Consider the following 22,160-nt stretch of genomic DNA (forward strand, 5'->3'; position numbering starts at 1 on the left):
AGGAAGACGTTATAGACGATAAAAATCGGATTTAAAAACACTAATCGAGCTTTCGGCGCACAACCGGGCAGCCAACACCGATATATATCGATCTATGCTCGACGGGTAGGAGTCAGCTCAGCTCTCCAGCTCACCCAGCACCTTCGACACACTGTCGACGAAGAAGTCCACGCTCCGGCGGCTGGTCACCATCGGCGGCTTGATCTTGAGGATGTTCAGATAATCCCCCGTAGGCTGCATGAAGATCCCCAGCTCACGAAGACGATCGCACAAGTAGGCCGTTTCCTCGGTTGCGGGTTCCAGCGTCTCACGGTCGCGAACCAGCTCAAGTCCCAGATAGAACCCCGAGCCGTGGACAGCCCCGGCCAACGGGTGTTTGTCGATCAGCGTGAGCAGGCGTTCCTTGAAATAGCCGCCCACCACGCGGGCGTTCTCCCAAAGCTTTTCTTCTTCCATGACGTCGAGCACCGCCATGCCGATGCGGCAACTCACCGGACTGCCGCCTGACGACGAAAAGAAATAGCCCTCGGCTTCCAGCGCCTCAGCGATCTCGCGGCGGGTGATGACGGCGCCGAGGGGATGGCCGTTGCCCATGCCTTTGGCCATTGTGATGATGTCCGGCACCACGCCCTGCTCTTCGAAGCCCCAGAAGAACTGGCCCAGCCGGCCATAACCCACCTGCACTTCATCGGCGATGCACACGCCGCCCTGATCACGGACCCTGGCGTAGACCTGCTGCAGATAACCCGGCGGCAGGGAGATTCCGCCGGCATTGCCGTACACCGGCTCGCAGATGAAGCCCGCCACTTGCCGCCCCTGCTCCTTTAGCGCGCTCAAATGCGCGTCAACGCTGCGCAAGTAGAACGGCGCAGTGTCCGCGCCACGAAACTCACCGCGATAGGTATTGGGCGCCACCACCGGGTGCACCCAGTCGGGACGCGTGCTCAGGGCTTGCGGGTTGTCGGCGATGGATGTCGAAATCGCATCGGTGGCCACCGACCAGCCGTGATAAGCCTCCAGCACGCTCAAGACATCGCGGCCGCCGCTGTAGGCCCAGGCCAGACGAATCGCCAGATCATTCGCCTCGGTGCCGCTGTTCACCAGAAATACACGGTCCATGCCGGCGGGCGCCAGCTTCAGCAGCCGCTCGGAAAACTCGGCGATCGCTGCGTAATGAAAGCGTGAGTTGGTGTTGAGCAGCGACCACTGCCGCGACGCAACCTCGGCCATGCGCGGATGGCCATGACCAAGCACCGCGACGTTGTTGAGCATGTCCAGATAGGACCGGCCCTGCAGGTCAATCAGGTGGTTGCGCCAGCCGCGCTCGATCTGCGGCGGGGCCTGGTAATAATGCTTTTGAGAGCGGGCGAAGCTGGCGTCGCGACGGGCGAGCAGCGCGGCGGAATCGGCCAACGCCGGCGCATCGCAATCGAAACCCAGGAGCCCTTTGGGTGACGGGCACAGCGAACGCCAGGCGGGAGCCCGCGACGGGGTGGTGAACAACGGCGGGCTCACGTCAGGCTCCGAACACAGCTGCACGATCAACGCGCCGCCGCCCTGACCGATCACGTCCCCCGCGCCGAACTCGACGCCGGAATCAAAATCAGAACGTACCCCCCACAGACGCAGGCTCACCTCGGCGCCAACCAGCTGCAAGGCGCCGTCAGCGGTGTGGCGCAGTATTCCGGCAAACGGCGCATGAACAACGGTGCCGTGGGGGATGTGCAGTTCGGTATGCAACGCGAAGGTATCCGGCTCCTTTGCGCTGTCCGGCAACGTGCGCGATAGCCGATATTCACCGTAGCGGCTGGCGGCCAGCCCGTGAGCTTGCGCAGCCTCTCTTAATAGTTGCTCGTCGATGCCGCTCTGTTCCCAGTTGCCGGCCACAAAGTGCTCGCTGAGCACACCCAGGTCCACGAGCCTAAAACCCTGCCCGCTCAAGTTCGGCAACAGCGGCGAAAACGGCTCGGGCTCTTCGTCCGTTTCCCATTCACCTACTGCGTCGAGAATCGCCGCTTCCATCAGCGCAATCGGCACGGAAGTGGCGACGTCGAAGATGTTCCACTCGCTCGCCAGATTGGCCTGGATGTAGGTGTTTTCCGGCTCGATGCTCGCCTGTTGCTCGCTGCCCAAGACCAGCACGGCCGAGCGCGCGACGATCAACGGCCACAGCGCCAGCAGCTCCTCAGTCTGAAGGGGATTAATAAGGTGGTAAGCCTGAACGGCGGGCAGGATAAAAAACGGATCGCCCTCGGCGTGGTGCAGCAGCGCGGCGCAGGTCACCGAAAGATCGGCGATGCGCCATGTACGGATCAGGTCACCAAAGTCGATCAGGCCTTGAAGCTGCCACTGGCGATGGGCATCTCGAGCCCAGACCACGTTGTACTCAGTGATGTCCATGTGGATCGCCTGCACCGGCAGCGACGCCACCAGCGGCAGCAAATAGGCCTGGGCCTGCTCGGCGGCCTCGGCGATACAGGCGCGCTTGTCGGCGTCGGGAATGACCGGGAGCAAGTGCTCGATCAACGCAAAGGCGTGGCGAGGGTCCCATTGCAAAACACGATCAAGGCCGGCGTGCTCGAACCCCGCCAGCGCCACGTCGACACGGGCGCAGAGCTGCGCCAGCCCAGTCACAATGTGCCGGTTCAGGTGCGCAACGTGGGCGAGTGATTGTCCGTTGATAAACTCCAGAACGCGAAAGTGCACGGCGTTGCCGTTGTGATCAACGGTCAACAGGTCCTCACCGTTCAACGTCGGCATCACCGCCGGGACGCGCACCGGCGACTCGCGGCTCAAATGCCGCAGCGCCGCATGCTGCGCGGCAAGTTCGGAGGTTGAGTAATCTCCGTGACAGATCTTCAGAACGAAACGTCGCCCGTCACCGCAGTCCAGCAGGAAGTTTCGGTCTTGATGGCTACCCAATTCTTTCAACGCCCCCGACAGTCCGTAATACGTCGCCAACCATTCGGCGGCCTGCGCGGCACCGACATCCGGGCATGGCAGGCTGGAGCGGCGAATCAAGGTGTCAAGCGACATGAAGAAAGTCCTGAAAGATAGAGGCGCCCAAATACTATCGCCAGTTGCGCGGCGGTTAATCAACCCCGCGCCATAGCCAATAAAGAAATGCGTTAAAAGACCGACAGATAGGCAAAGCGTTAAGGTCATGAAACACGTACGGCGGTTTTATGGCGCTAATCGCGATGGGCCATCAATTAATATCATCGCCTGTCGGCGGATTGCGCCTTGCGCCAGTGAGCAAGGGCCCACAAGCTATGCTCCATCGTCTTACATCTTTCCAGGGAAGAAGGTTTATCCATGCGAATACTTGTTACCGGTGGCGCCGGCTTCATCGGCTCTGCGCTGATCCGTCATCTGATCAACAACACCGATCACGACGTCCTCAATTTCGACAAGCTGACCTACGCCGGGAATCTTGAATCGCTGCAGGGCATTGCGAACAACACTCGGTATGAGTTCGTGCAAGAAGACATCGTTGACCAGGCTGCGGTAAGCAAAGTCCTCGCGCGCTTCAAGCCTGACGCGATCATGCACCTGGCGGCAGAATCCCACGTCGACCGTTCGATTGACGGCCCGTCGGAGTTCATCCAGACCAACATCGTCGGCACCTACAGCCTGCTGGAAGCGACCCGCAGCTACTGGCTGACCTTGCCTGAAGACGAGCGCGCCGCCTTCCGCTTTCACCACATTTCCACCGATGAGGTGTATGGCGACCTGCATGGCGTGGACGACCTGTTCACTGAAACCACGCCCTACGCGCCAAGCTCGCCGTATTCGGCCAGCAAAGCGGCATCGGACCATCTGGTTCGCGCCTGGCAACGCACCTACGGGCTGCCGGTGGTCGTCACCAACTGCTCGAACAACTACGGCCCGTTCCATTTCCCCGAGAAACTCATCCCGCTGGTGATCCTCAACGCCCTGGCCGGGAAGCCGCTGCCGGTGTACGGCAATGGCTTGCAGGTGCGTGACTGGCTGTTTGTCGAGGATCACGCCCGCGCACTGCTCAAAGTGGTGACCGAGGGCCAGGTCGGCGAGACCTACAACATCGGCGGCCACAACGAACAAAAGAACATCGACGTCGTGCGCGGCATCTGCGCGCTGCTCGAAGAACTGGCGCCGGAACAGCGCAAAGGCGTGGCCAACTACGCGGACCTGATCACCTACGTGACTGACCGCCCTGGCCATGACATGCGCTACGCCATCGACGCCAGCAAAATCGAGCGCGAACTGGGCTGGACGCCGGAGGAGACATTCGAATCCGGTCTGCGCAAAACCGTGCAGTGGTATCTCGACAACCTTGAATGGTGCCGCAACGTGCAGGATGGCAGTTATCAGGGCGAACGCCTGGGCACCAACGTAAAGGAACTGATTGCATGACTAAAGGAATTGTACTGGCGGGCGGCTCGGGCACACGCCTGCACCCGATTACCCTCGGGGTCTCCAAACAGCTGTTGCCGATCTACGACAAACCGATGATCTACTACCCGATCTCGGTGCTGATGCTGGCCGGGATCAAGGACATCCTGGTCATCTCGACGCCGCTGGACCTGCCGCAATACCGGGCGCTGCTGGGTGACGGCAGTCAGTTCGGCGTGCGCTTTCATTACAAGGAGCAGCCCAAGCCGGACGGCCTCGCGCAGGCATTCCTGCTTGGCGAAGAGTTCATCGGCGATGACTCGGTATGCCTGATTCTCGGCGACAACATCTTCCATGGTCAGCACTTCAGCGAACAGCTCAAGCGTGCGGCGGACAACACCTCCGGCGCGACTGTGTTCGGCTACTGGGTCAAGGATCCGGAGCGTTTTGGCGTGATCGATTTCGATGAGCACGGCCACGCGCTGTCCATCGAAGAGAAGCCCAAGGCGCCTAAATCCAGCTACGCCGTGACCGGTCTGTATTTCTACGACAACGAGGTCATCCAGATCGCCAAGGACGTCAAGCCGTCCCCGCGCGGCGAGCTGGAGATCACCGACGTCAACAACGCTTACCTCAAGCGCGGCGACTTGCGCGTTGAACGTTTAGGCCGCGGTTTCGCCTGGCTCGACACAGGCACTCATGACAGCCTGCTGGACGCGTCGCAATACGTGCAGACCATTGAGCACCGTCAAGGCCTGAAAGTCGCGTGTCTGGAAGAGATCGCCTATCAGAATGGCTGGATTGACCGCGCCCACCTGTTGAATCGGGCTGAATATTTCGGCAAGACCGGCTACGGTCAGTACCTGTTCAAGATCGCAGGGGAAAGTCAGTGAAAGTGGTTGCCAGCAAGTTGCCTGAAGTCCTCATCATCGAACCCAAAGTGTTCGGCGATGAGCGTGGCTTCTTCTACGAAAGCTTCAACGCCCGGGCCTTTGCCGAGGCCACCGGCGTAGCTGATCAGTTCGTCCAGGACAATCACTCGCGCTCGCAAAAAGGCGTCCTGCGCGGGCTGCATTACCAGATTGAAAATCCTCAGGGGAAACTGGTGCGCGTGACCGCTGGCAGCGTGCTGGACATCGCCGTCGACATCCGTCGCAGCTCGCCGCAGTTCGGCCAGTGGTTCGGTCTGGAGCTGTCGGCCGAGAACGCTCGTCAGCTGTGGATTCCCAAAGGTTTCGCCCACGGCTTCGTGGTGCTGAGCGACTACGCCGAATTCCTCTACAAGACCACCGACTACTACACGCCGTCGGCCGAGCGCTGCATTCGCTGGGACGATCCGGAGCTGAACATCGACTGGGGCCTGAACGAAGCACCTCGACTGTCGGCCAAAGATCAGCTCGGCAAGACCCTGAAAGAAGCGGATCTGTTCCCGTGAGTGCGCCGCTGCGGATTCTGATCAGCGGGCAACATGGCCAGGTGTCCCAAGCGCTGCAGCAACACCTGCAGAGCATGGGCGAGCTGATTGTGCTGGGCCGTGATCAGCTTGATTTGAGCCAGCCGGAATCCATCCGCCCGGTGGTTCGCGACATCAAGCCTGACCTGATCATCAACGCTGCCGCACACACAGCGGTGGATCAGGCCGAAAGCGAGCCGGACCTGGCCTTCGCCATCAACGCGACCTCCCCTGGTGTGTTCGCTGAAGAAGCCGCTGCCTTAGGCGTTCCGCTGATTCACTATTCCACCGATTACGTGTTCGACGGCAGCAAGGCTGGGCCGTGGGTCGAGGCAGACACGCCCAATCCGCTGGGCGTTTACGGCAACAGCAAGTTGGCTGGCGAACGCGCGATCGCCGCAGCGGGCGGGCAGCACCTGATTTTGCGCACGAGCTGGGTTTATTCCCTGACCGGGCGCAACTTCCTGCTGACCATGCAGCGCTTGCTGCAAGAGCGAGAGAAGTTGTCGATCGTTGCCGACCAGATTGGCGCACCCACCTGGGCCGGCACCATCGCCGCCAGCACCGGCGCGCTGATTGAGCGCTGGCGTGACGGCGCGCCGGGCGCCTGGGGTGTTTATCACCTGACGGCCAGCGGCGAGACGTCGTGGTTCGGGTTCGCTGAAGCAATTGGTCAGCAATTGATCAACACCGGCAAGCCCTGCGCGGCGCTGGAACCGATTGCGTCCAGCGCTTATCCGACCCCGGCTGCACGCCCGCTCAATTCGCGTCTGGATTGCAGCCTGTTGCAGCGCCAATGGGGCGTCAGCCAGCCCGACTGGCACGATGCGCTGCTGGAGTGCTTAGCGCAGCAGCGGTAGGCATAATGGGCCGACTCGATGTTGAGCGGCTGCGGAGCACTGATACATCCGCAGCCGCCCCGCATCGCAACGAACCCCACCGGCGATTCCATGATCAGCACTAACGCCCTTCCCCGCCGTCCTCGCTGGCGCAGCCTTGCCCTGCTGGCGCTGATCCTCGCCCCGCTGTTGTGGCCGCTCGAACGCCTGGCCGAACACTATTACCGCAATGAGCTGCTGAGCCAGAATCGCCAGACGCTCGACCTTTACGTCGCCAACCTGCTCGGCACCTTGCACCGCTATGAAGTCCTGCCGCAGATTCTTGGCGACCTGCCCGGCCTGCGCGCCACGCTGGCGAATCCGCAGGACCAGCACGCCCAGGCCCAGGCGAACCTGCTGCTGATGAACACCGCCAGGCAGACTGGCGCCGAGGTGATTTACCTGATGGCGCCCAATGGCGACACCCTCGCTGCGTCGAACTGGGACAAGCGTGACAGCTTCGTCGGGCGCAACTTCGCGTTTCGTCCGTACTTCAGCAACGCCATGGCCGGCAACCTCGGCCGCTTTTTCGGCCTGGGCACAACGTCGGCCAAACGCGGCTATTTCTTCGCCGCAGCGGTGCGCGATGGCGACGCTGTGATTGGCGTGCTGGTGGTCAAAGTCGACCTGGACCTCACCGAAACGCTGTGGGGCAAAACGCCGGAGCAGTTGCTTGTCACCGACCACAACGGCGTCGTGATCCTCACCTCCAATCCCAACTGGCGTTTCCGCGCGACCCGGCCGCTCAGCGAGGAGGAAAAGCAGGCCATCGTCGCCATCCAGCCCTACCCGACCCGCGACCCGCGCCCGCTGCAGCTGGATGGAACCGGCTGGCTGACCCAGACGCAGCAGATCGACGAGACTGGCTGGAGCGTCAATATCCTTGCGCCCAAGGTGCTTGTGTCGAGACCGGTGCGAACGGTCGTGGCCATTGGCGGTGCGGCGTTGCTGGTGCTGATGTTGCTGCTGGGTCTGATGATGCAGCGACGACGTCATTATCTGGATCGCATCAACTTCGAGGCCAAGGCGCGCCGTGAGCTGGAAGTGCGAGTCGCCGAGCGGACCTGTGATCTGGAAGGCGTCAATCAGCGACTTCGCCAGGAAGTCCTTGAGCGCGAGCAGGCGCAGCAAGAGCTGTTTCGCGCCCAGGACGAACTGGTTCAGGCCGGCAAGCTGTCTGCGCTGGGCACGATGTCGGCGAGCATCAGCCACGAACTCAACCAGCCGCTGGCGGCGATTCGCAGCTACGCCGAGAACGCCGAAGTGCTGCTCGATCACCAGCGTACCGAAGACGCCCGCGGCAACCTCAAGCTGATCAGCGAACTCACCGGGCGCATGGCGTCGATCATTGCGCACCTGCGCGCCTTCGCCCGCCGCGACCGGCATGCACCCGAAAGCGTGGCGTTGCAACCGGCGCTTGACGATGCGTTGGCCCTGCTCGCCAAGCGTCGGCGCGCGATGGAAGTGGAGCTGATCCGCGACCTGCCCGCCGCGACCTTGTGGGTGCAGGCCGGCGAGACGCGCCTGCGTCAGGTGCTGGGCAATCTGCTGGCGAACGCGCTGGACGCACTGACCGAGAAAGGCCCTCCGCGCAAATTGTGGATCAGCGCCGAGTACAACGCCGAGGGTGTCAATCTGTTCATCCGTGACAACGGCCCGGGTTTTTCCAAAGAAGCGCTGGAGCACGCGCGCGAGCCGTTTTTCACCACCAAGACGCGCACCCAGGGCCTCGGTTTGGGCTTGGCGATCTGCGATACGTTGATGCGCGCACTGGGCGGCGAGCTGCTGTTCGCCAATCACCCGGAAGGCGGCGCGCTGCTGACGTTGCGGATGCGCACCGGCGCCTCGGGCGTCAACCTTCAACCGTCTGAGGACTTATCTGCATGAGCACCGACGCCATCGACAGCCAGATTCAGGTGGTGCTGATCGACGACGACCCGCACCTGCGTCAGGCCCTGAGCCAGACGCTCGACCTCGCCGGCCTGAAAATCCTGCCGCTGAGCGACGCCAAAGGCCTGCAAGCGCGCATCGAGCGTGACTGGCCGGGGGTGATCGTCAGTGACATCCGCATGCCGGGCATCGACGGCCTCGAATTGCTCAATCAGCTGCATGCCCAGGATCCGGAGTTGCCGGTGTTGCTGATCACCGGTCACGGCGATGTCCCGCTGGCGGTTCAGGCCATGAGGGCGGGCGCCTACGATTTTCTGGAAAAACCGTTCGCCAGCGACGCTCTGCTCGACAGCGTGCGTCGCGCCTTGGCACTACGCCGGCTGGTGCTGGACAACCGCAGCCTGCGGCTTGAGCTCAGCGATCGTCAGCAACTGAGTACGCGACTGGTGGGATTGTCCGCACCCATTCAGCGCCTGCGCGATCAGATCGGCGCGCTGGCCGCGACCAAAGCTGACGTGTTGATTCTTGGCGAAACCGGCGCCGGCAAAGAGGTGGTCGCCCGCGCGCTGCATGACTTGTCCAACCGCCGTAACGGTCCGTTTGTGGCGATCAACGCGGGGGCGCTGGCCGAGTCGGTGGTCGAGAGCGAGCTGTTCGGCCATGAGTCGGGGGCGTTCACCGGCGCGCAAAAGCGTCGCATCGGCAAGTTCGAATTCGCCAACGGTGGCACGCTGTTTCTGGATGAAATCGAAAGCATGAGCATGGACGTTCAGGTCAAGCTGCTGCGCTTGCTGCAAGAGCGCGTGGTCGAGCGCCTGGGCGGGAATCAGCAGATCCCGCTGGACATCCGGGTGATCGCGGCGACTAAAGAAGACCTGCGCCAGGCGGCGGATCAGGGCCGTTTCCGGGCCGACTTGTATTACCGCCTCAACGTCGCGCCGTTGCGCATTCCGCCGCTGCGGGAGCGTGGCGAAGATGCGCTAGTGCTGTTCCAGCATTTCGCCGATACCGCCAGTTTGCGCCACGGTCTGCCCCGCCATGAATTGCAGCCGGGACATCGCGCGCTGCTGCTGCGCCACACCTGGCCGGGCAACGTGCGTGAACTGCAGAACGCCGCCGAGCGTTTCGCCTTGGGGCTTGAGCTGGAACTGGAAGGCGCCGCGCAGCCGGATCTGGTGGCATCCAACGGCGGGCTGAGCGAGCAGGTCGAGGCGTTCGAGCGGGCGTTGATCGCCGCCGAACTGACCCGCCCGCACAGCTCGGTCCGCAGCCTTGCCGAAGCCTTGGGGCTGCCCCGCAAAACCCTGCACGACAAACTGCGCAAGCATGGGCTGACCTTCAACGGCGCGGGGTCCGATGATAATGACTGACCCGCGACGCGTGTCCGCTAGAGACCTGGAAGCGGTGCTGCACCGGGACATTCCCCTCACCCGGGAGATGGGCATCAAGGTGCTGGGCTGGCGAGACCATCAACTGCGTCTGCACCTGCCATTGGCGCCCAACGTCAATCACAAGAACACCCTATTCGGCGGCAGCCTGTATTGCGGCGCGGTGCTGGTGGGCTGGGGCTGGCTGTATTTGCGGCTCAAAGAAGCCGGGATCGATGACGGGCACATCGTGATTCAGGACGGTCAGATCAGCTATCCCCTGCCGGTCACCCGCGATGGCGTCGCAGTTTGCGACGCACCGGATGAAGCAAGCTGGGAGAAATTTCTGAAGCTCTACCAACGCCGCGGCCGTGCAAGGCTGACGCTGCACACCCGCATCGTGGTGGAAGGATCACAAGACACGGCCGTGGAATTCGTCGGGCAGTTCGTGCTGCATCGCTGAACAAAGCTGCCCGACACGCCTTGCCTATGTGGGAGTGACCGGGGTGGCGCTCCACCTTGCTCACGAAGACGGCATTCCAGCCGCTGAAAATTGCGTGGATATACCAACCTATTCGCGAGCAAGCTCGCTCCCACAAATCACCGTTGGCAAATATATTTGCGGCGTCCTCTGACACCGCGCTTTCTCGCAGCCTACACAGCCCCTATGGGAGTGAGCTTGCTCACGAAGACGGCATTCCAGCCGCTGAAAACTGCGTGGATATACCGACCTGTTCGCGAGCAAGCTCGCTCCTACAAATCACCGTTGGCAAATATATTTCCGGTGTCTTCTGACACCGCGCTTTGTTGCAGCAGACACATCCCCTTGTGGAGTGAGCTTGCTCAAAAAGACAGCATTCCAGCCGCTGAAAATTGCGTGGATATACCAACCTGTTCGCGAGCAAGCTCGCTCCCACAAATCACCGTTGGCCAATATATTTGCGGCGTCCTCTGACACCGCGCTTTGTTGCAGCCGACACAGCCCCTGTGGGGGTGAGCTTGCTCACAAAGACAGCATTCCAGCCGCTGAAAACTGCGTGGATATACCGACCTGTTCGCGAGCAAGCTCGCTCCCACAAATCACCGTTGGCCAATATATTTGCGGCGTCCTCTGACACCGCGCTTTCTCGCAGCCGACACAGCCCCTTGTGGAGTGAGCTTGCTCACAAAGACAGCATTCCAGCCGCTGAAAATTGCGTGGATATACCGACCTGTTCGCGAGCAAGCTCGCTCCCACAAATCACCGTTGGCAAATATATTTGCGGCGTCCTCTGACACCGCGCTTTCTCGCAGCCGACACAGCCCCTGTAGGAGTGAGCTTGCTCACGAAAGCGGCATTCCAGCCGCTGGAGATTTACCAGCCCTGATGTGAGCTCAAGTCCGCGCCAACGCCAGCAACGCGTCGCGCCACGTTGCTTCCCCCGGCAACGCCAGAAAGAACGAATTGAGCAGTGTCTCCCGTGCCGGGTACTCGAAGGTCGTGCCGTCCAGGTTCAACACCACGCCGCCGGCGCCTTCCACCACGCCTTGGGCAGCAGCGGTGTCCCACTGAGAAGTCGGCGCCAGACGCGGGTAGCAGTCGGCAGCCCCTTCGGCGAGCAGGCAAAACTTCAGCGAGCTGCCGATATTCGTCAGCTCAAGCTCACCCACTACTTCCGATAACCCGGCGAGCAACCTCTGTTGCTCGGGGCTGGAGTGACGACGGCTGGCGACCACGGTGAACGCTTCTCCCGCGCCCGGCTCGTTGCGCACGCTGATCGGCGCCAGATGCTGCGCATCGTCACTGCGCCACGCGCCCAGACCGGCGCCACCGAAATAGCAGCGGTTATTGGTCGGCATCGATACCACGCCAAATACCACACGACCGTTCTCGATCAGCGCCACGTTGACGGTGAACTCTTCGCTGCCGGCGATAAATTCCTTGGTGCCATCCAGCGGGTCCACCAGCCACCAGCGTTGCCACTGGCTGCGTTCGCTCAACGGGATGTTGGCGTCCTCTTCGGAGAGGATATGAATGCTCGGATCCAGCGCCTTGAGGCCCGCCACCAGCAGCTCATGGGCGGCCAGGTCGGCGGCGGTGACAGGCGAGTCGTCCGACTTGACCGTGACGTCCACGCCGGAGCGCCAGAACGGCAGAGTAACTTCTCCAGCCTGGCGGCAAAGCTCGATCACGGGCGCAAGCAGCGGGTGTGGCAATTGGGAAAATGTCGGGTTCATGGCAGGAAATCCCCACGCTCGGCCAGCAGGTCGCGGGCAAGGTACAACGCAGCCAGCGCGCGCCCCTCAGTGAACTGCGGGTTCTGCACCAGACTGGAAAGCTCGCGCAAATTGACCTTGTCCACACGCATTGGCTCAGGCTCATCGCCGGGCAGCGTTTCTTCATACAAATCGGTGGCCAGCACGACCTGAATTTTCTGGCTCATGTAGCCCGGCGAAAGAGAGAGTTCGGTCAGGTGCACCAAGGTCCGCGCGCCATAACCGGCCTCTTCCTTGAGCTCGCGATTGGCGGCGGCCAACACGTCTTCGCCTGGTTCGATCAAGCCTTTGGGCAGCGAAAGCTCGTATTGGTCAGTGCCGCCGCAGTACTCCTCGACGAGTACGGCGTGATCTGCATCGAGCATGGCTACGATCATCACCGCGCCGTAGCCACTGCCGCTGCCGACCAGCCGCTCGTAGGTACGCTCGACGCCGTTGGAGAAGCGCAATTGCACTTCTTCAACGCGGAACAGACGGCTGCTCGCGACGATTTCGCGAGAGAGGACGGTAGGTTTCTGCTGCATGACGAGCTCCTTGGCGTAGACGGGTTACTATACCGTGGCTTTTGCGGATGTCTTCGCCGCAAACCCACGCGACTCATTCAACGCCGAGAGACCTGTATGCCTTCCTTGCCCTGGCGCGATATCGACACCGTTCTGCTGGATATGGACGGCACGCTGCTCGACCTGCATTTCGACAATCACTTCTGGCTGGAGCATCTGCCCAAGCGCTATGCCGAAGTGCACGGGGTCAGTCTGGCGATGGCGCAAATGGAGCTGATGCCGCTCTTCGAAAAAAACGCCGGCACCCTCAACTGGTACTGCACCGACTTCTGGAGCACCGAGCTGAACCTGCCGGTGAAGGACCTGAAAGTTGAAATCGCTCACCTCATCGCCTTGCGCCCTGACGCCGAGACGTTTCTGGCCGCCATCAAGCAGGCCGGAAAACGGGTGATCATGATTACCAACGCGCACCGGGACTCGCTGTCGCTGAAGATGGAAAGACTGGAGTTGGCACCCTACTTCGAGCGTCTGATCAGCTCCCATGACTACGGCTACCCCAAGGAAAACCCGCAGTTTTGGGACGCGCTGCAAAACGACATCAAGTTCGATCCTGCGCGCAGTCTGTTCATTGACGACACCTTGCCGATCTTGCGCAGCGCGGGCCGATACGGCATTGGTCATCTGCTGGCGGTACGTGAGCCGGACAGTCGCAAAGGGCCTAAAGACACGGAAGAATTCGAAGCGGTTGAAGACTATCGGTCGTTGATTCAGGGCTTATAAGCACCACAAAACAGCTGTAGAAGCACGCTTGCCCGCGAAGGATTCGTACCCCCGATGCAGATCAACCGGATGTACGATTTTTCGCGGGCAAGCGTGCTGCTACGAATAATCACCGCACGCCCAATACAGTTACGGAGGGCAGTACGGTCAATACAACAGGCTTACTCAGGAATACGCAGAACCTGACCCGGATAGATCTTGTTGACGTCCTTCAGCATCGGCTTGTTGGCGTCGAAGATTTTCTGGTACTTGTTGGCATCGTGATAAACGCGCAGCGAAATAGCGCTCAGCGTATCGCCCTTCTGGACAGTGACGAACGTCGCGGCAACTACGGCAGGTGCGCCGGCGGCGATAGTCAGTTGATCATCGACGCTACCCACGCCGGAAATGTTGCCGGCAGCCAGCACGACCTTCTCTTTCTCTTCCTGACTGGCGACTTCGCCCGTCAAAGTGATCTTGTCACCTTCGACCGTTGCGTGAACATTGGGATTGCCCAAGCCAACAGACTCGATGTGCTTTTTCAGCTCATCACTGGCATTGGCGTTTCCCGGGGTGAGCAGGTCGATAAGCTTCTCGCCGGCTTCCTTCACAAAACTGAACAGACTCATGGGTTTCTCCTTGGTGTCGTTGTGATGTCGTTGTGGTTTCCCCGCGCAACATCTAATCCGCTGACATTGCCCGACAAAACTCCGACCCGATGCCGCGCCCCAAGGTTTCAAGCCATTCGACGTTCGGTCGCGATAGACTTCGCCGGGCCAGCCTGTGCCTTCTGGAGTGAAGATGGATATTAAACAGCTGAAATTTCTGATCGCCCTCGACGAAACCCGTCACTTCGGGCAGGCCGCTGCGCGCTGCCACATCACGCAACCGACACTGTCGATGCGTCTGCGCAGCCTTGAGGAAGAGCTGGACCTGCCACTGGTCAATCGCGGCCAGCGCTTCGAAGGTTTCACTGCGCCGGGCGAACGCGTTCTGGCGTGGGCGCGCACCGTGCTGGCGGCGTACGACGGTTTGCAGGCTGAAGCAGCCGCCTGTCGCGGGCATCTGGTCGGCACATTACGGCTGGGCGTGGTGCCGCTCTCCAATTTTGATCCATTGCCCTTGCTGCAACGTTTGCACTCCCTGCACCCGAACATGCGCTTCGAGCTTTCATCCCTGAGCTCCGAGCAGATCCTCGACCAACTCGCCAGTAACCGCCTGGACCTCGGGGTTTCGTATCTGGACCGGCTGGATACCGAACGGTTTGACTCACTGCAACTGGCCGAAACCCGTATGGGCGTGATGTACGACCAGCGTTATTTCAGCTTTGCCGAAGCCACTTCAAGCTGGGAAAGCCTGACCGAACTGCCCTTGGGCATGCTCACCAGCGGCATGCACTTTCGGCAGTCCATCGATCACAACTTCCACAGCCGCGGCCTTCATCCGCAGCCGATCATCCAGACCGATGCCGTCCATCAACTGCTGCAAGCGGTTCATGGCGGTTTCTGCTGCGCGATCATGCCGCTGCACGGCGGCCTTGAATACCTCACTGAGCATCTGCGTTTGCAGCCCATCGAAGACGCGCAAACCCTCGCCCGGCTTGGCTTGATCATGCGACGCTCCGCGCCACGTTCGGCATTGGCTGAAGCTTGCCTGGCGCTGTACCACACAATGATGGAAGCATCTTGATCGACGTCATCTATCGGCGCATCAGTACTAGCAATTAGACGTTATCCGACCAGAGGCCTAGGCTTAAGCCTAATCAATCTGCCGGTCACTCCCGATGCACGCCAAGCACATGGATATCACGGCGCCCGCACAACAACTGCCCGCGCCCGCCGCAAGCCAGTCCTACAGCTATTCGAACCTCGAACACGACGTCAGCGAGCCCAATGTGCTCGCCGAGGAAGTCGCGTTGGCGATCGCCTATAACGGCATCAGCCAGGCAGTCATGTTGGTCACGCCCAGCGATCTGGAAGACTTTATCGTCGGCTTCAGCATCGGCAGTGGGCTCATCGAATCACCGGATGAGATCTACGACATCAAGCTCGGTGGCTGCGGCTCTGCGCAGACCGCAGAAGTGGAAATCGCCAGCCGCGCGTTCTGGAATCTGAAGACCCAGCGACGGCAAATGGCCGGCACTAGCGGCTGCGGCCTGTGTGGCGTCGAAGCCGTGGAGCAGGCGTTGCCCGAGCTCAACGTGCTGCCCGGCGCGCCCCTTCCCCCCGCCGAATGGCTGAAAGGCCTGCGCGAACGTATGGGCCAATTTCAGCCGTTGGGTGAACACTGCGGCGCCGTCCATGCAGCGATGTTCATGGACGCTCGCGGCGAAATTCTCTTAGGTCGTGAAGACATCGGCCGACATAACGCTTTGGACAAGCTGATCGGCGCGCTGATTCGCCAGGACATCCCAACCACGGGCGGTCTGGCCATCGTCACCAGCCGCTGCAGCCTCGAACTCATTCAAAAAGTATTACGTGCCGGCATTCAGACCCTGGTCAGCCTGTCATCGCCCACCGGGCTGGCGCTGCAATGGGCTCGCCGCCACAACCTCAACCTCATTCATCTGCCTAAACACAGTGCGCCGCGGGTTTACAGTCCTGCGTTGGAGAATCAAGCGTGAGCATGCATAAAGAAGCCGACAAAGTATCGACCCCTCGCTACAAGCCCTACAAAGGGCCGGCCGGCGGATGGGGCGCATTGATCAGCGTCGCCCACTTCTGGCTGACCAGCGACAACGCCCTGAAGAACATCCGCACGATGCTCAAGACCAACCAGAACGGCGGCTTCGACTGCCCGGGCTGCGCGTGGGGCGATTCGCCGGAAAGCGGCATGGTCAAGTTCTGCGAGAACGGCGCCAAGGCAGTGAACTGGGAAGCGACCAAGCGCCGCGTCGACCCGTCCTTCTTCGCTCGTTACAGCGTCAGCTCGCTGCTCGAACAAAGTGATTACTGGCTGGAATACCAGGGCCGTCTGACCGAACCGATGGTCTACGACGCTCAAACCGATCGCTACAAGCCGATCGCCTGGGACGACGCCTTCGCCCTGATCGCCAAGCACTTGAACAGCTTGCCAAGCCCGAACATGGCCGAGTTCTACACCTCGGGCCGTGCCAGCAATGAAGCGGCGTATCTGTATCAGCTGTTCGTGCGTGCCTACGGCACCAACAACTTCCCTGACTGTTCGAACATGTGCCACGAAGCCAGCGGCGTTGCGTTGTCGCAAAGCGTGGGCGTCGGCAAAGGCACAGTGACGTTCGAAGACTTCGAACACGCGGACGCGATTTTCGTCCTCGGCCAGAACCCGGGCACTAACCACCCGCGCATGCTGGAACCGCTGCGTGAAGCGGTTAAACGTGGCGCCCAAGTGGTGTGCGTCAACCCGCTGAAAGAGCGCGGTCTGGAGCGTTTTCAGCACCCGCAGCATCCGCTGGAAATGCTCAGCAACGGTTCGGAGCCGACCAACACGGCGTATTTCCGTCCGGCACTGGGCGGCGACATGGCCCTGCTGCGCGGCATGGCCAAGTTCCTGCTGCAGTGGGAGCGTGAAGCCCAGGCGAGCAACGAGCCGTCGGTGTTCGATCACACCTTCCTCAACGAACACACCAACGGCGTGCTGGAATACCTGGCCGCCATCGACGACACCTCGTGGGAATTCATCGTCGAGCAGTCGGGGCTGCCACTGACTGACATCGAACTCGCCGCGCGCATGTACGCCAAAGGCAAGAACGTGATCATGTGCTGGGCGATGGGCATCACTCAGCACCGCCATTCGGTGCCGACCATCCAGGAAGTTTCCAACCTGATGCTGCTGCGCGGCAACATCGGCCGGCCCGGCGCTGGCCTGTGTCCGGTGCGCGGTCACAGCAACGTGCAGGGCGACCGCACGATGGGCATCAACGAGCGTCCACCGGCGTTCTTCCTCGATGCGCTGGAGAAACGTTTCCAGTTCAAGGTGCCGCGTGAAAACGGCCATAACGTCGTTGAAGCGATTCACGCGATGCTGGAAGGCCGCGCGAAGGTCTTTATTGGTCTGGGCGGTAACTTCGCCCAGGCAACCCCGGACAGCCCGCGCACCTTCGAAGCCCTGAGCAACTGCGACCTGACCGTGCAGATCAGCACCAAGCTCAACCGCAGCCACCTGGCCCATGGCAAGGAGGCGCTGATTCTGCCGTGCTTCGGCCGTACCGACATCGACATCCAGGCCGAAGGCCCGCAAGCGGTGACCGTTGAAGACTCTTTCAGCATGGTTCATGCGTCCAACGGCCAGCTCAAGCCGCTGTCAGCGCAGATGCGTTCCGAGCCTGCGATCCTGGCAGGCATCGCCAACGCAACGCTGGGCAAGCAGCCGGTAGACTGGCTGTGGTTGGTGGCGGACTACAGCCGCATTCGCGACCTGATCGCCGACACCATTCCGTCGTTCCAGAACTTCAACGAGAAGATCAAGAACCCGGGTGGTTTCTATCTGGGCAACGCCGCAGGCTCCCGTCGCTGGAACACGCCAAGTGCGCGGGCCAACTTCAAGCCGAACGTATTGCCGAGCGATCTGGTGCATGAAAGCGTGCGCGGGACAGGCATCGTGCCGGACCTGATCATGCAGTCCATGCGTTCGCACGATCAGTACAACACCACCATCTATGGCCTGGACGACCGTTATCGCGGCGTGAAAGGTCAGCGTGACGTGATGTTCGTGAACGAGGCCGACATCATTCGGCTGGGCTTCGTACCGGGTCAGAAAGTCGACATCGTGTCGATCTGGGGCGATGACATCACCCGGCGCGTGAAGGGCTTCACCCTGCTGCCGTTTGACATCCCGGCCGGCCAGGCCGCTGCGTATTACCCGGAAGTGAACCCGCTGGTACCGCTGGAAAGCGTCGGCGACGGCAGCAGTACCCCAACGTCCAAGTTCGTCGCGATCAAGCTTGAGCGCCACGCGGAAACAGCTCGGATTATCTGATCTGCGTAGCAAAGCATGTCTATGTGGGCGAGATGGCCCACATAGACATGCTTTCAGTCTCTAGAGAAATCGGCTGAATGTTCCGGCCCATTCGTGAGCAAGCTCACTCCCACAGGTTCAGCGGCCTAGCCAAATATCAAGTCGACCGCTGCGCACGTGGGGGCGAGCTTGCTCGCTAAGGCCTGCTTCCAGTCTCTAGAGAAACTGGCTGAATGTTCCGGCGCATTCTTGAGCAAGCTCACTCCCACAGGTCCATCGGCCTGGCCGAATATCAAGTCGACTGCTGCCCATGTGGGAGCGAGCTTGCTCGCGAAAGGGATCTAACAACCGCTGGATAGTTAGCGGATGTACCGGCCTCGTCGCAAGAAAAGCTCACCCTTCCTGCAAGCACAAAAAAGGCCCGAATCGCGAGATTCGGGCCTTATCAAGTAGCGTATGACTCACCAACCTGACTTAGGTTCCCGAGCCAAAACAATAAGTTAGGGTTTTGTATACAGGTCGTGCTATTCGTCGGAATTCGATTGTGACATTTTCTTCATGATCGCAGGATCGCGGCGTCATCCCTATGAGCATCCATATATGAAGTATTCCTCGATTCTGTTGTTGTCGTTCTCACTGGTCAGCGGTTTTGCCTCAGCAGGCGATAACGTGACGGCCGGCGTGGGCGGCGCATTGGGTGGGGTACTCGGCTCCGTCGTTGGCCAACAGGTCGGCGGCAGCACAGGTTCGGCAATTGGTGCCGGCCTTGGCGGTGCGGCCGGTGGCGCAGTGGGCGCCAACCGCCGGAACCGTACCGAAGCCGCAATCGGCGGCGGCCTGGGTGCCGCTGGCGGTAACGTGATCGGTCGCAGCGTCGGTGGTAGCACCGGCAGTTTGATCGGCGCAGCAGCAGGCGGCGGCGCGGGCGGCGCACTTGGTAACTACATGGGCGACGAAAGCCGCCGTGACGACGACCGAGGCCGTGGCTACCGTGGCGATCGCCGCGACTACAAACATGGTCGCGGCCACGCGTATGGTCATCGCAAGCACCATCGTGACTGATGCCGTCGAGTTCCTCTCGCGCATCTGACCCGATAAACGCCGGCCGCCGATAACGCGGCCGGTTTTATGTTCAGGCCACCAATCGCTCAAGCGCCTGCCGCAACCCTGCCGGGATCGGCACTGGATGATTGGACGCCCGATCCACAAACACATGCACGAAGCGGCCTGCTGCCCGCGCCTCCTCCTCTCCCGTCTTGAATACTGCCAATTCGTATTGCACCGAACTGTTGCCCAGCTTGCCGACCCGCAGCCCGACCTCGATCAGCTCGGGATAGGCGATCGACGCAAAGTAATCGCACGACGAACTCACCACGAATCCCACTGTTTCACCGTCATGAATATCCAGCCCGCCCTGTTCGATCAGATAGGTATTCACCGCGCTGTCAAAAAAGCTGTAGTACGTGACGTTATTGATATGGCCGTACACATCGTTGTCGTGCCAGCGCGTCACGATCGGCTGGAAGTGGCGATAGTCGGCGCGCTGCGGGGTGTCATTCATGGGGATCCCTCCGGTGTGTCTGTCTTGTTTCTTCGTTCATGAGGTTCGTGACCACTATTGAATCTGGCGCTGAATCCACTGACGCACCTCCGCATACGGATAGGCCTCCAGCGCCGCAAATCCGCCGATATTACGGGCCTTGAGCCGGGTAAACATCGGCACGCTGATCCCGCAGAGGAACCGCGTCAGGCACTCCGCGCCCGGTTCATGCCCACGGATCTCAAGGTGCTTGCCGACGAACTCACTGCACAGGTCCGCGAAGTCCTGCTCTACCAAAGGCGTCAAGGCTGGCGGCTCGGGGAGTACGGCCACATGCCCCTCGCACACCGAACAATGACCACAGCGCTCGGGCGCACGGTCGTCGCCAAAATATTGAGCGAGACGATGACTAAGGCACTGCTCGCTGGCGAACAGCTCGAGCATCGCGTGGATGCGCGCGACTTCGGTCTTTTCATGATGGACGAAGTAGTCATGCAACTCCTCGCTCAGCGCCTGTGCGTCGAAGCCGGCGGCGATCAGGCTGTAGACCTCGGTCATCTGCTTGCTTTCAAGCTCGATCCAGCCCTTCTCCTGAAAGAAATCCAGCGCCGTCACCACGCGCCCGCGCTCGGCCTGATACTGCTGATACATCGCGTCGAAGTTGACGGTTGCCCACGTCCGCGCCCGGCTTGATGTCTCGGTCAGCGCCTGCACGAATTCGCGTCGTTCGCCTTGAAACCGCTGCACCAGCACCTGCGGCTCGATCAGGTACTTGAAGCGGTACTCCGCGAAATACGAATAACGCGGCGCGATGATCCCGCGCAGTTCCAACTGCACCAGCAGCGTCTTGAGGGGCAGTTGGCGGATGTTGCTGAGGTCCGACAAGGGCGCCAGCAGAAACTCCCATTGACTGTCGTTGCGCGCGCCTTGCAGATCTTCCAGCACCAGTCGAATGCCTTCCTGCTCCGGCGTGTCGCCGTAAACGAAGTTCTCCAGCACGTTCAGGCTGTCGCGATTGGCCAGCACCAGACACTCCGACGTCGCCCCATCCCGGCCTGCACGACCGATTTCCTGGCTGTAGTTCTCGATGGATTTGGGCAAGTCGAAATGGACGACGTTGCGGATGTCACTCTTGTCGATGCCCATCCCGAAAGCGATCGTGGCGACGATGCAGTTGAGCCGCCCCTCCATGAACTGGCGCTGAATCGACTCGCGCTTATCGTGGGGCAGGCCGGCATGGTAGGCGTGCGCCTGGATGCCGTTCTGCGACAGATGAGCGGCCACGAACTCGGCAGTTTTCTGCAACGTGACGTAGACAATGCTCGGCTGCCCGGCCCGTTCGCCGAGCCACTCCACCAGCCGCCGGCGCTTGTCCCGGCCTGCGACGGGCTCAACCCTCAGGGTAAGGTTTGGCCGGTAGAAACCGGTCGTCACCACATCGTCCGGCGCGATGCCGAACTTGCTCTGCATGTCATCGATGACTTGAGGTGTCGCAGTCGCTGTCAGTAGCAGCGCCTGGGGGATGTTGAACTCGCGCTGGTAGTCAGGGAGTTTCAGGTAATCGGGCCGGAAGTTGTGGCCCCACTCGGAGATGCAGTGCGCCTCGTCTACAACCAGCAGGGAAATCGGCACCTGGGTGATGAAATGCCTGAAGCGTTCGTTTTTCAGGCGTTCGACGGAAATCATCAGGATTTTCAGCTCACCGGAACGCGCACGAGCCATGACATCGGCGACCTCGTCGCGACTTTGCGCGGAGTCGATACTCGCCGCCGCAATGCCGTGCCGCTGCAGGAAGGCCAACTGGTCCTGAATCAGCGCCAACAGCGGTGATACCACCAACGTCAGATGCGGCAGTAGCAATGCCGGCAGCTGATAGCAGAGGGATTTACCGGAACCTGTGGGAAATATCGCTGCGGCGGAGCGTCCGGCCAACACCGCACTGATGGCGGCCTCTTGCCCGGCGCGAAACTGCCGATAACCGAAAACCTGCTCAAGGGTTTGATGCATGTGCTGCCACTCCTTTGACCGTCGCGAGGGCGTGAACCATAGCGCGGTGGGTCCGGGCGCAATACACCTAAACCATTACAGAAATATCGGACAGGATACATCCCGGATACAAACACCGCGCGCAATGCTGGCAAAACGTCATTCCGAGGATTAATCTCGCGCGACGCGTATTCCAGCGCTGCACGTCAGGCACCCCGA

18 protein-coding genes are annotated in these 22,160 nt (G+C 61.0%); 12 read left to right on the forward strand and 6 right to left on the reverse strand.

Annotated features, from left to right (window positions below; genetic code table 11):
* Positions 1-117: 117 nt before the first annotated feature.
* A complete protein-coding gene (locus tag AC3ISG_RS23500) occupies positions 118-3,036 on the reverse strand; it encodes an aminotransferase (protein ID WP_489298079.1) in 2,919 nt (972 codons plus the stop codon).
* A gap of 279 nt (positions 3,037-3,315) precedes the next feature.
* On the opposite strand from AC3ISG_RS23500, the gene rfbB reads away from it, so the two are divergent.
* From rfbB to AC3ISG_RS23535, 7 genes are all read left to right on the forward strand, one after another.
* Positions 3,316-4,395, forward strand: a complete 1,080-nt coding sequence (gene rfbB, locus AC3ISG_RS23505) for a dTDP-glucose 4,6-dehydratase (RefSeq protein WP_122534048.1) — start codon at positions 3,316-3,318, stop codon at positions 4,393-4,395.
* Positions 4,392-5,267, forward strand: a complete 876-nt coding sequence (gene rfbA, locus AC3ISG_RS23510) for a glucose-1-phosphate thymidylyltransferase RfbA (protein WP_122534049.1) — start codon at positions 4,392-4,394, stop codon at positions 5,265-5,267. Before rfbB ends, rfbA begins: the two co-directional genes overlap by 4 nt.
* Positions 5,264-5,809, forward strand: a complete 546-nt coding sequence (gene rfbC / locus AC3ISG_RS23515) for a dTDP-4-dehydrorhamnose 3,5-epimerase (RefSeq protein WP_122534050.1) — start codon at positions 5,264-5,266, stop codon at positions 5,807-5,809. Before rfbA ends, rfbC begins: the two co-directional genes overlap by 4 nt.
* Entirely contained in the window at positions 5,806-6,687 is an 882-nt protein-coding gene (gene rfbD / locus AC3ISG_RS23520) for a dTDP-4-dehydrorhamnose reductase (protein WP_489298080.1), read from the forward strand. Before rfbC ends, rfbD begins: the two co-directional genes overlap by 4 nt.
* Positions 6,688-6,777: 90 nt before the next feature.
* A complete protein-coding gene (locus AC3ISG_RS23525; RefSeq protein WP_272629515.1) occupies positions 6,778-8,592 on the forward strand; it encodes a sensor histidine kinase in 1,815 nt (604 codons plus the stop codon).
* Positions 8,589-9,965, forward strand: coding sequence for a sigma-54-dependent transcriptional regulator (locus tag AC3ISG_RS23530; protein ID WP_122623472.1), 1,377 nt, complete (start codon positions 8,589-8,591; stop codon positions 9,963-9,965). Before AC3ISG_RS23525 ends, AC3ISG_RS23530 begins: the two co-directional genes overlap by 4 nt.
* Complete coding sequence (locus AC3ISG_RS23535; protein ID WP_489298081.1) at positions 9,952-10,425, forward strand: YiiD C-terminal domain-containing protein; 474 nt, start codon at positions 9,952-9,954, stop codon at positions 10,423-10,425. Before AC3ISG_RS23530 ends, AC3ISG_RS23535 begins: the two co-directional genes overlap by 14 nt.
* A gap of 911 nt (positions 10,426-11,336) precedes the next feature.
* Here the strand turns inward: AC3ISG_RS23535 and cysQ are convergent.
* Positions 11,337-12,179: a 3'(2'),5'-bisphosphate nucleotidase CysQ gene (gene cysQ, locus AC3ISG_RS23540; RefSeq protein WP_272629521.1), complete on the reverse strand. Its 843-nt coding sequence runs from the start codon at positions 12,177-12,179 to the stop codon at positions 11,337-11,339.
* Positions 12,176-12,742, reverse strand: coding sequence for an ADP compounds hydrolase NudE (nudE, locus tag AC3ISG_RS23545; RefSeq protein ID WP_122623475.1), 567 nt, complete (start codon positions 12,740-12,742; stop codon positions 12,176-12,178). The genes cysQ and nudE overlap by 4 nt, the downstream gene beginning before the upstream one ends.
* Positions 12,743-12,838: 96 nt before the next feature.
* Here nudE and yrfG point away from each other — a divergent pair, with 96 nt between their 5' ends.
* On the forward strand, positions 12,839-13,501 hold the full coding sequence (gene yrfG, locus AC3ISG_RS23550; protein ID WP_489298082.1) for a GMP/IMP nucleotidase: 663 nt from the start codon (positions 12,839-12,841) through the stop codon (positions 13,499-13,501).
* 161 nt (positions 13,502-13,662) lie between these two features.
* On the opposite strand, the gene lysM is transcribed toward yrfG, so the two are convergent.
* On the reverse strand, positions 13,663-14,109 hold the full coding sequence (gene lysM, locus AC3ISG_RS23555) for a peptidoglycan-binding protein LysM (RefSeq protein ID WP_489298083.1): 447 nt from the start codon (positions 14,107-14,109) through the stop codon (positions 13,663-13,665).
* 172 nt (positions 14,110-14,281) lie between these two features.
* On the opposite strand from lysM, the gene AC3ISG_RS23560 reads away from it, so the two are divergent.
* The 4 genes from AC3ISG_RS23560 (at position 14,282) to AC3ISG_RS23575 (ending at position 19,477) form a co-directional block, all read left to right on the forward strand.
* Positions 14,282-15,169: a LysR family transcriptional regulator gene (locus tag AC3ISG_RS23560; RefSeq protein ID WP_122534057.1), complete on the forward strand. Its 888-nt coding sequence runs from the start codon at positions 14,282-14,284 to the stop codon at positions 15,167-15,169.
* Positions 15,170-15,263: 94 nt separating this feature from the next.
* Positions 15,264-16,103: a formate dehydrogenase accessory sulfurtransferase FdhD gene (fdhD, locus tag AC3ISG_RS23565; RefSeq protein ID WP_489298084.1), complete on the forward strand. Its 840-nt coding sequence runs from the start codon at positions 15,264-15,266 to the stop codon at positions 16,101-16,103.
* A gap of 2 nt (positions 16,104-16,105) precedes the next feature.
* A complete protein-coding gene (locus tag AC3ISG_RS23570) occupies positions 16,106-18,436 on the forward strand; it encodes an FdhF/YdeP family oxidoreductase (RefSeq protein ID WP_163022078.1) in 2,331 nt (776 codons plus the stop codon).
* Positions 18,437-19,015: 579 nt separating this feature from the next.
* Positions 19,016-19,477: a YMGG-like glycine zipper-containing protein gene (locus tag AC3ISG_RS23575; protein WP_037016408.1), complete on the forward strand. Its 462-nt coding sequence runs from the start codon at positions 19,016-19,018 to the stop codon at positions 19,475-19,477.
* Positions 19,478-19,547: 70 nt separating this feature from the next.
* On the opposite strand, the gene AC3ISG_RS23580 is transcribed toward AC3ISG_RS23575, so the two are convergent.
* A complete protein-coding gene (locus AC3ISG_RS23580) occupies positions 19,548-19,976 on the reverse strand; it encodes an acyl-CoA thioesterase (protein WP_489298085.1) in 429 nt (142 codons plus the stop codon).
* Between the two features lie 54 nt (positions 19,977-20,030).
* A complete protein-coding gene (locus AC3ISG_RS23585; RefSeq protein WP_489298086.1) occupies positions 20,031-21,962 on the reverse strand; it encodes a RecQ family ATP-dependent DNA helicase in 1,932 nt (643 codons plus the stop codon).
* Positions 21,963-22,160 lie beyond the last annotated feature (198 nt).

This window comes from Pseudomonas sp. GL_135 (genome assembly GCF_057834665.1).

Excerpts from the sequence above, each read along its gene's own strand:
- AC3ISG_RS23580 (WP_489298085.1), bottom strand. The coding sequence starts at position 19,976 with ATGAATGACACCCCGCAGCGCGCCGACTATCGCCACTTCCAGCCGATC.
- rfbA (WP_122534049.1), top strand. The coding sequence starts at position 4,392 with ATGACTAAAGGAATTGTACTGGCGGGCGGCTCGGGCACACGCCTGCAC.
- AC3ISG_RS23500 (WP_489298079.1), bottom strand. The coding sequence starts at position 3,036 with ATGTCGCTTGACACCTTGATTCGCCGCTCCAGCCTGCCATGCCCGGAT.
- AC3ISG_RS23570 (WP_163022078.1), top strand. The coding sequence starts at position 16,106 with ATGCATAAAGAAGCCGACAAAGTATCGACCCCTCGCTACAAGCCCTAC.
- yrfG (WP_489298082.1), top strand. The coding sequence starts at position 12,839 with ATGCCTTCCTTGCCCTGGCGCGATATCGACACCGTTCTGCTGGATATG.
- AC3ISG_RS23535 (WP_489298081.1), top strand. The coding sequence starts at position 9,952 with ATGATAATGACTGACCCGCGACGCGTGTCCGCTAGAGACCTGGAAGCG.
- rfbB (WP_122534048.1), top strand. The coding sequence starts at position 3,316 with ATGCGAATACTTGTTACCGGTGGCGCCGGCTTCATCGGCTCTGCGCTG.
- AC3ISG_RS23525 (WP_272629515.1), top strand. The coding sequence starts at position 6,778 with ATGATCAGCACTAACGCCCTTCCCCGCCGTCCTCGCTGGCGCAGCCTT.
- AC3ISG_RS23575 (WP_037016408.1), top strand. The coding sequence starts at position 19,016 with ATGAAGTATTCCTCGATTCTGTTGTTGTCGTTCTCACTGGTCAGCGGT.
- AC3ISG_RS23530 (WP_122623472.1), top strand. The coding sequence starts at position 8,589 with ATGAGCACCGACGCCATCGACAGCCAGATTCAGGTGGTGCTGATCGAC.
- fdhD (WP_489298084.1), top strand. The coding sequence starts at position 15,264 with ATGCACGCCAAGCACATGGATATCACGGCGCCCGCACAACAACTGCCC.
- AC3ISG_RS23560 (WP_122534057.1), top strand. The coding sequence starts at position 14,282 with ATGGATATTAAACAGCTGAAATTTCTGATCGCCCTCGACGAAACCCGT.
- AC3ISG_RS23585 (WP_489298086.1), bottom strand. The coding sequence starts at position 21,962 with ATGCATCAAACCCTTGAGCAGGTTTTCGGTTATCGGCAGTTTCGCGCC.
- nudE (WP_122623475.1), bottom strand. The coding sequence starts at position 12,742 with ATGCAGCAGAAACCTACCGTCCTCTCTCGCGAAATCGTCGCGAGCAGC.
- cysQ (WP_272629521.1), bottom strand. The coding sequence starts at position 12,179 with ATGAACCCGACATTTTCCCAATTGCCACACCCGCTGCTTGCGCCCGTG.
- lysM (WP_489298083.1), bottom strand. The coding sequence starts at position 14,109 with ATGAGTCTGTTCAGTTTTGTGAAGGAAGCCGGCGAGAAGCTTATCGAC.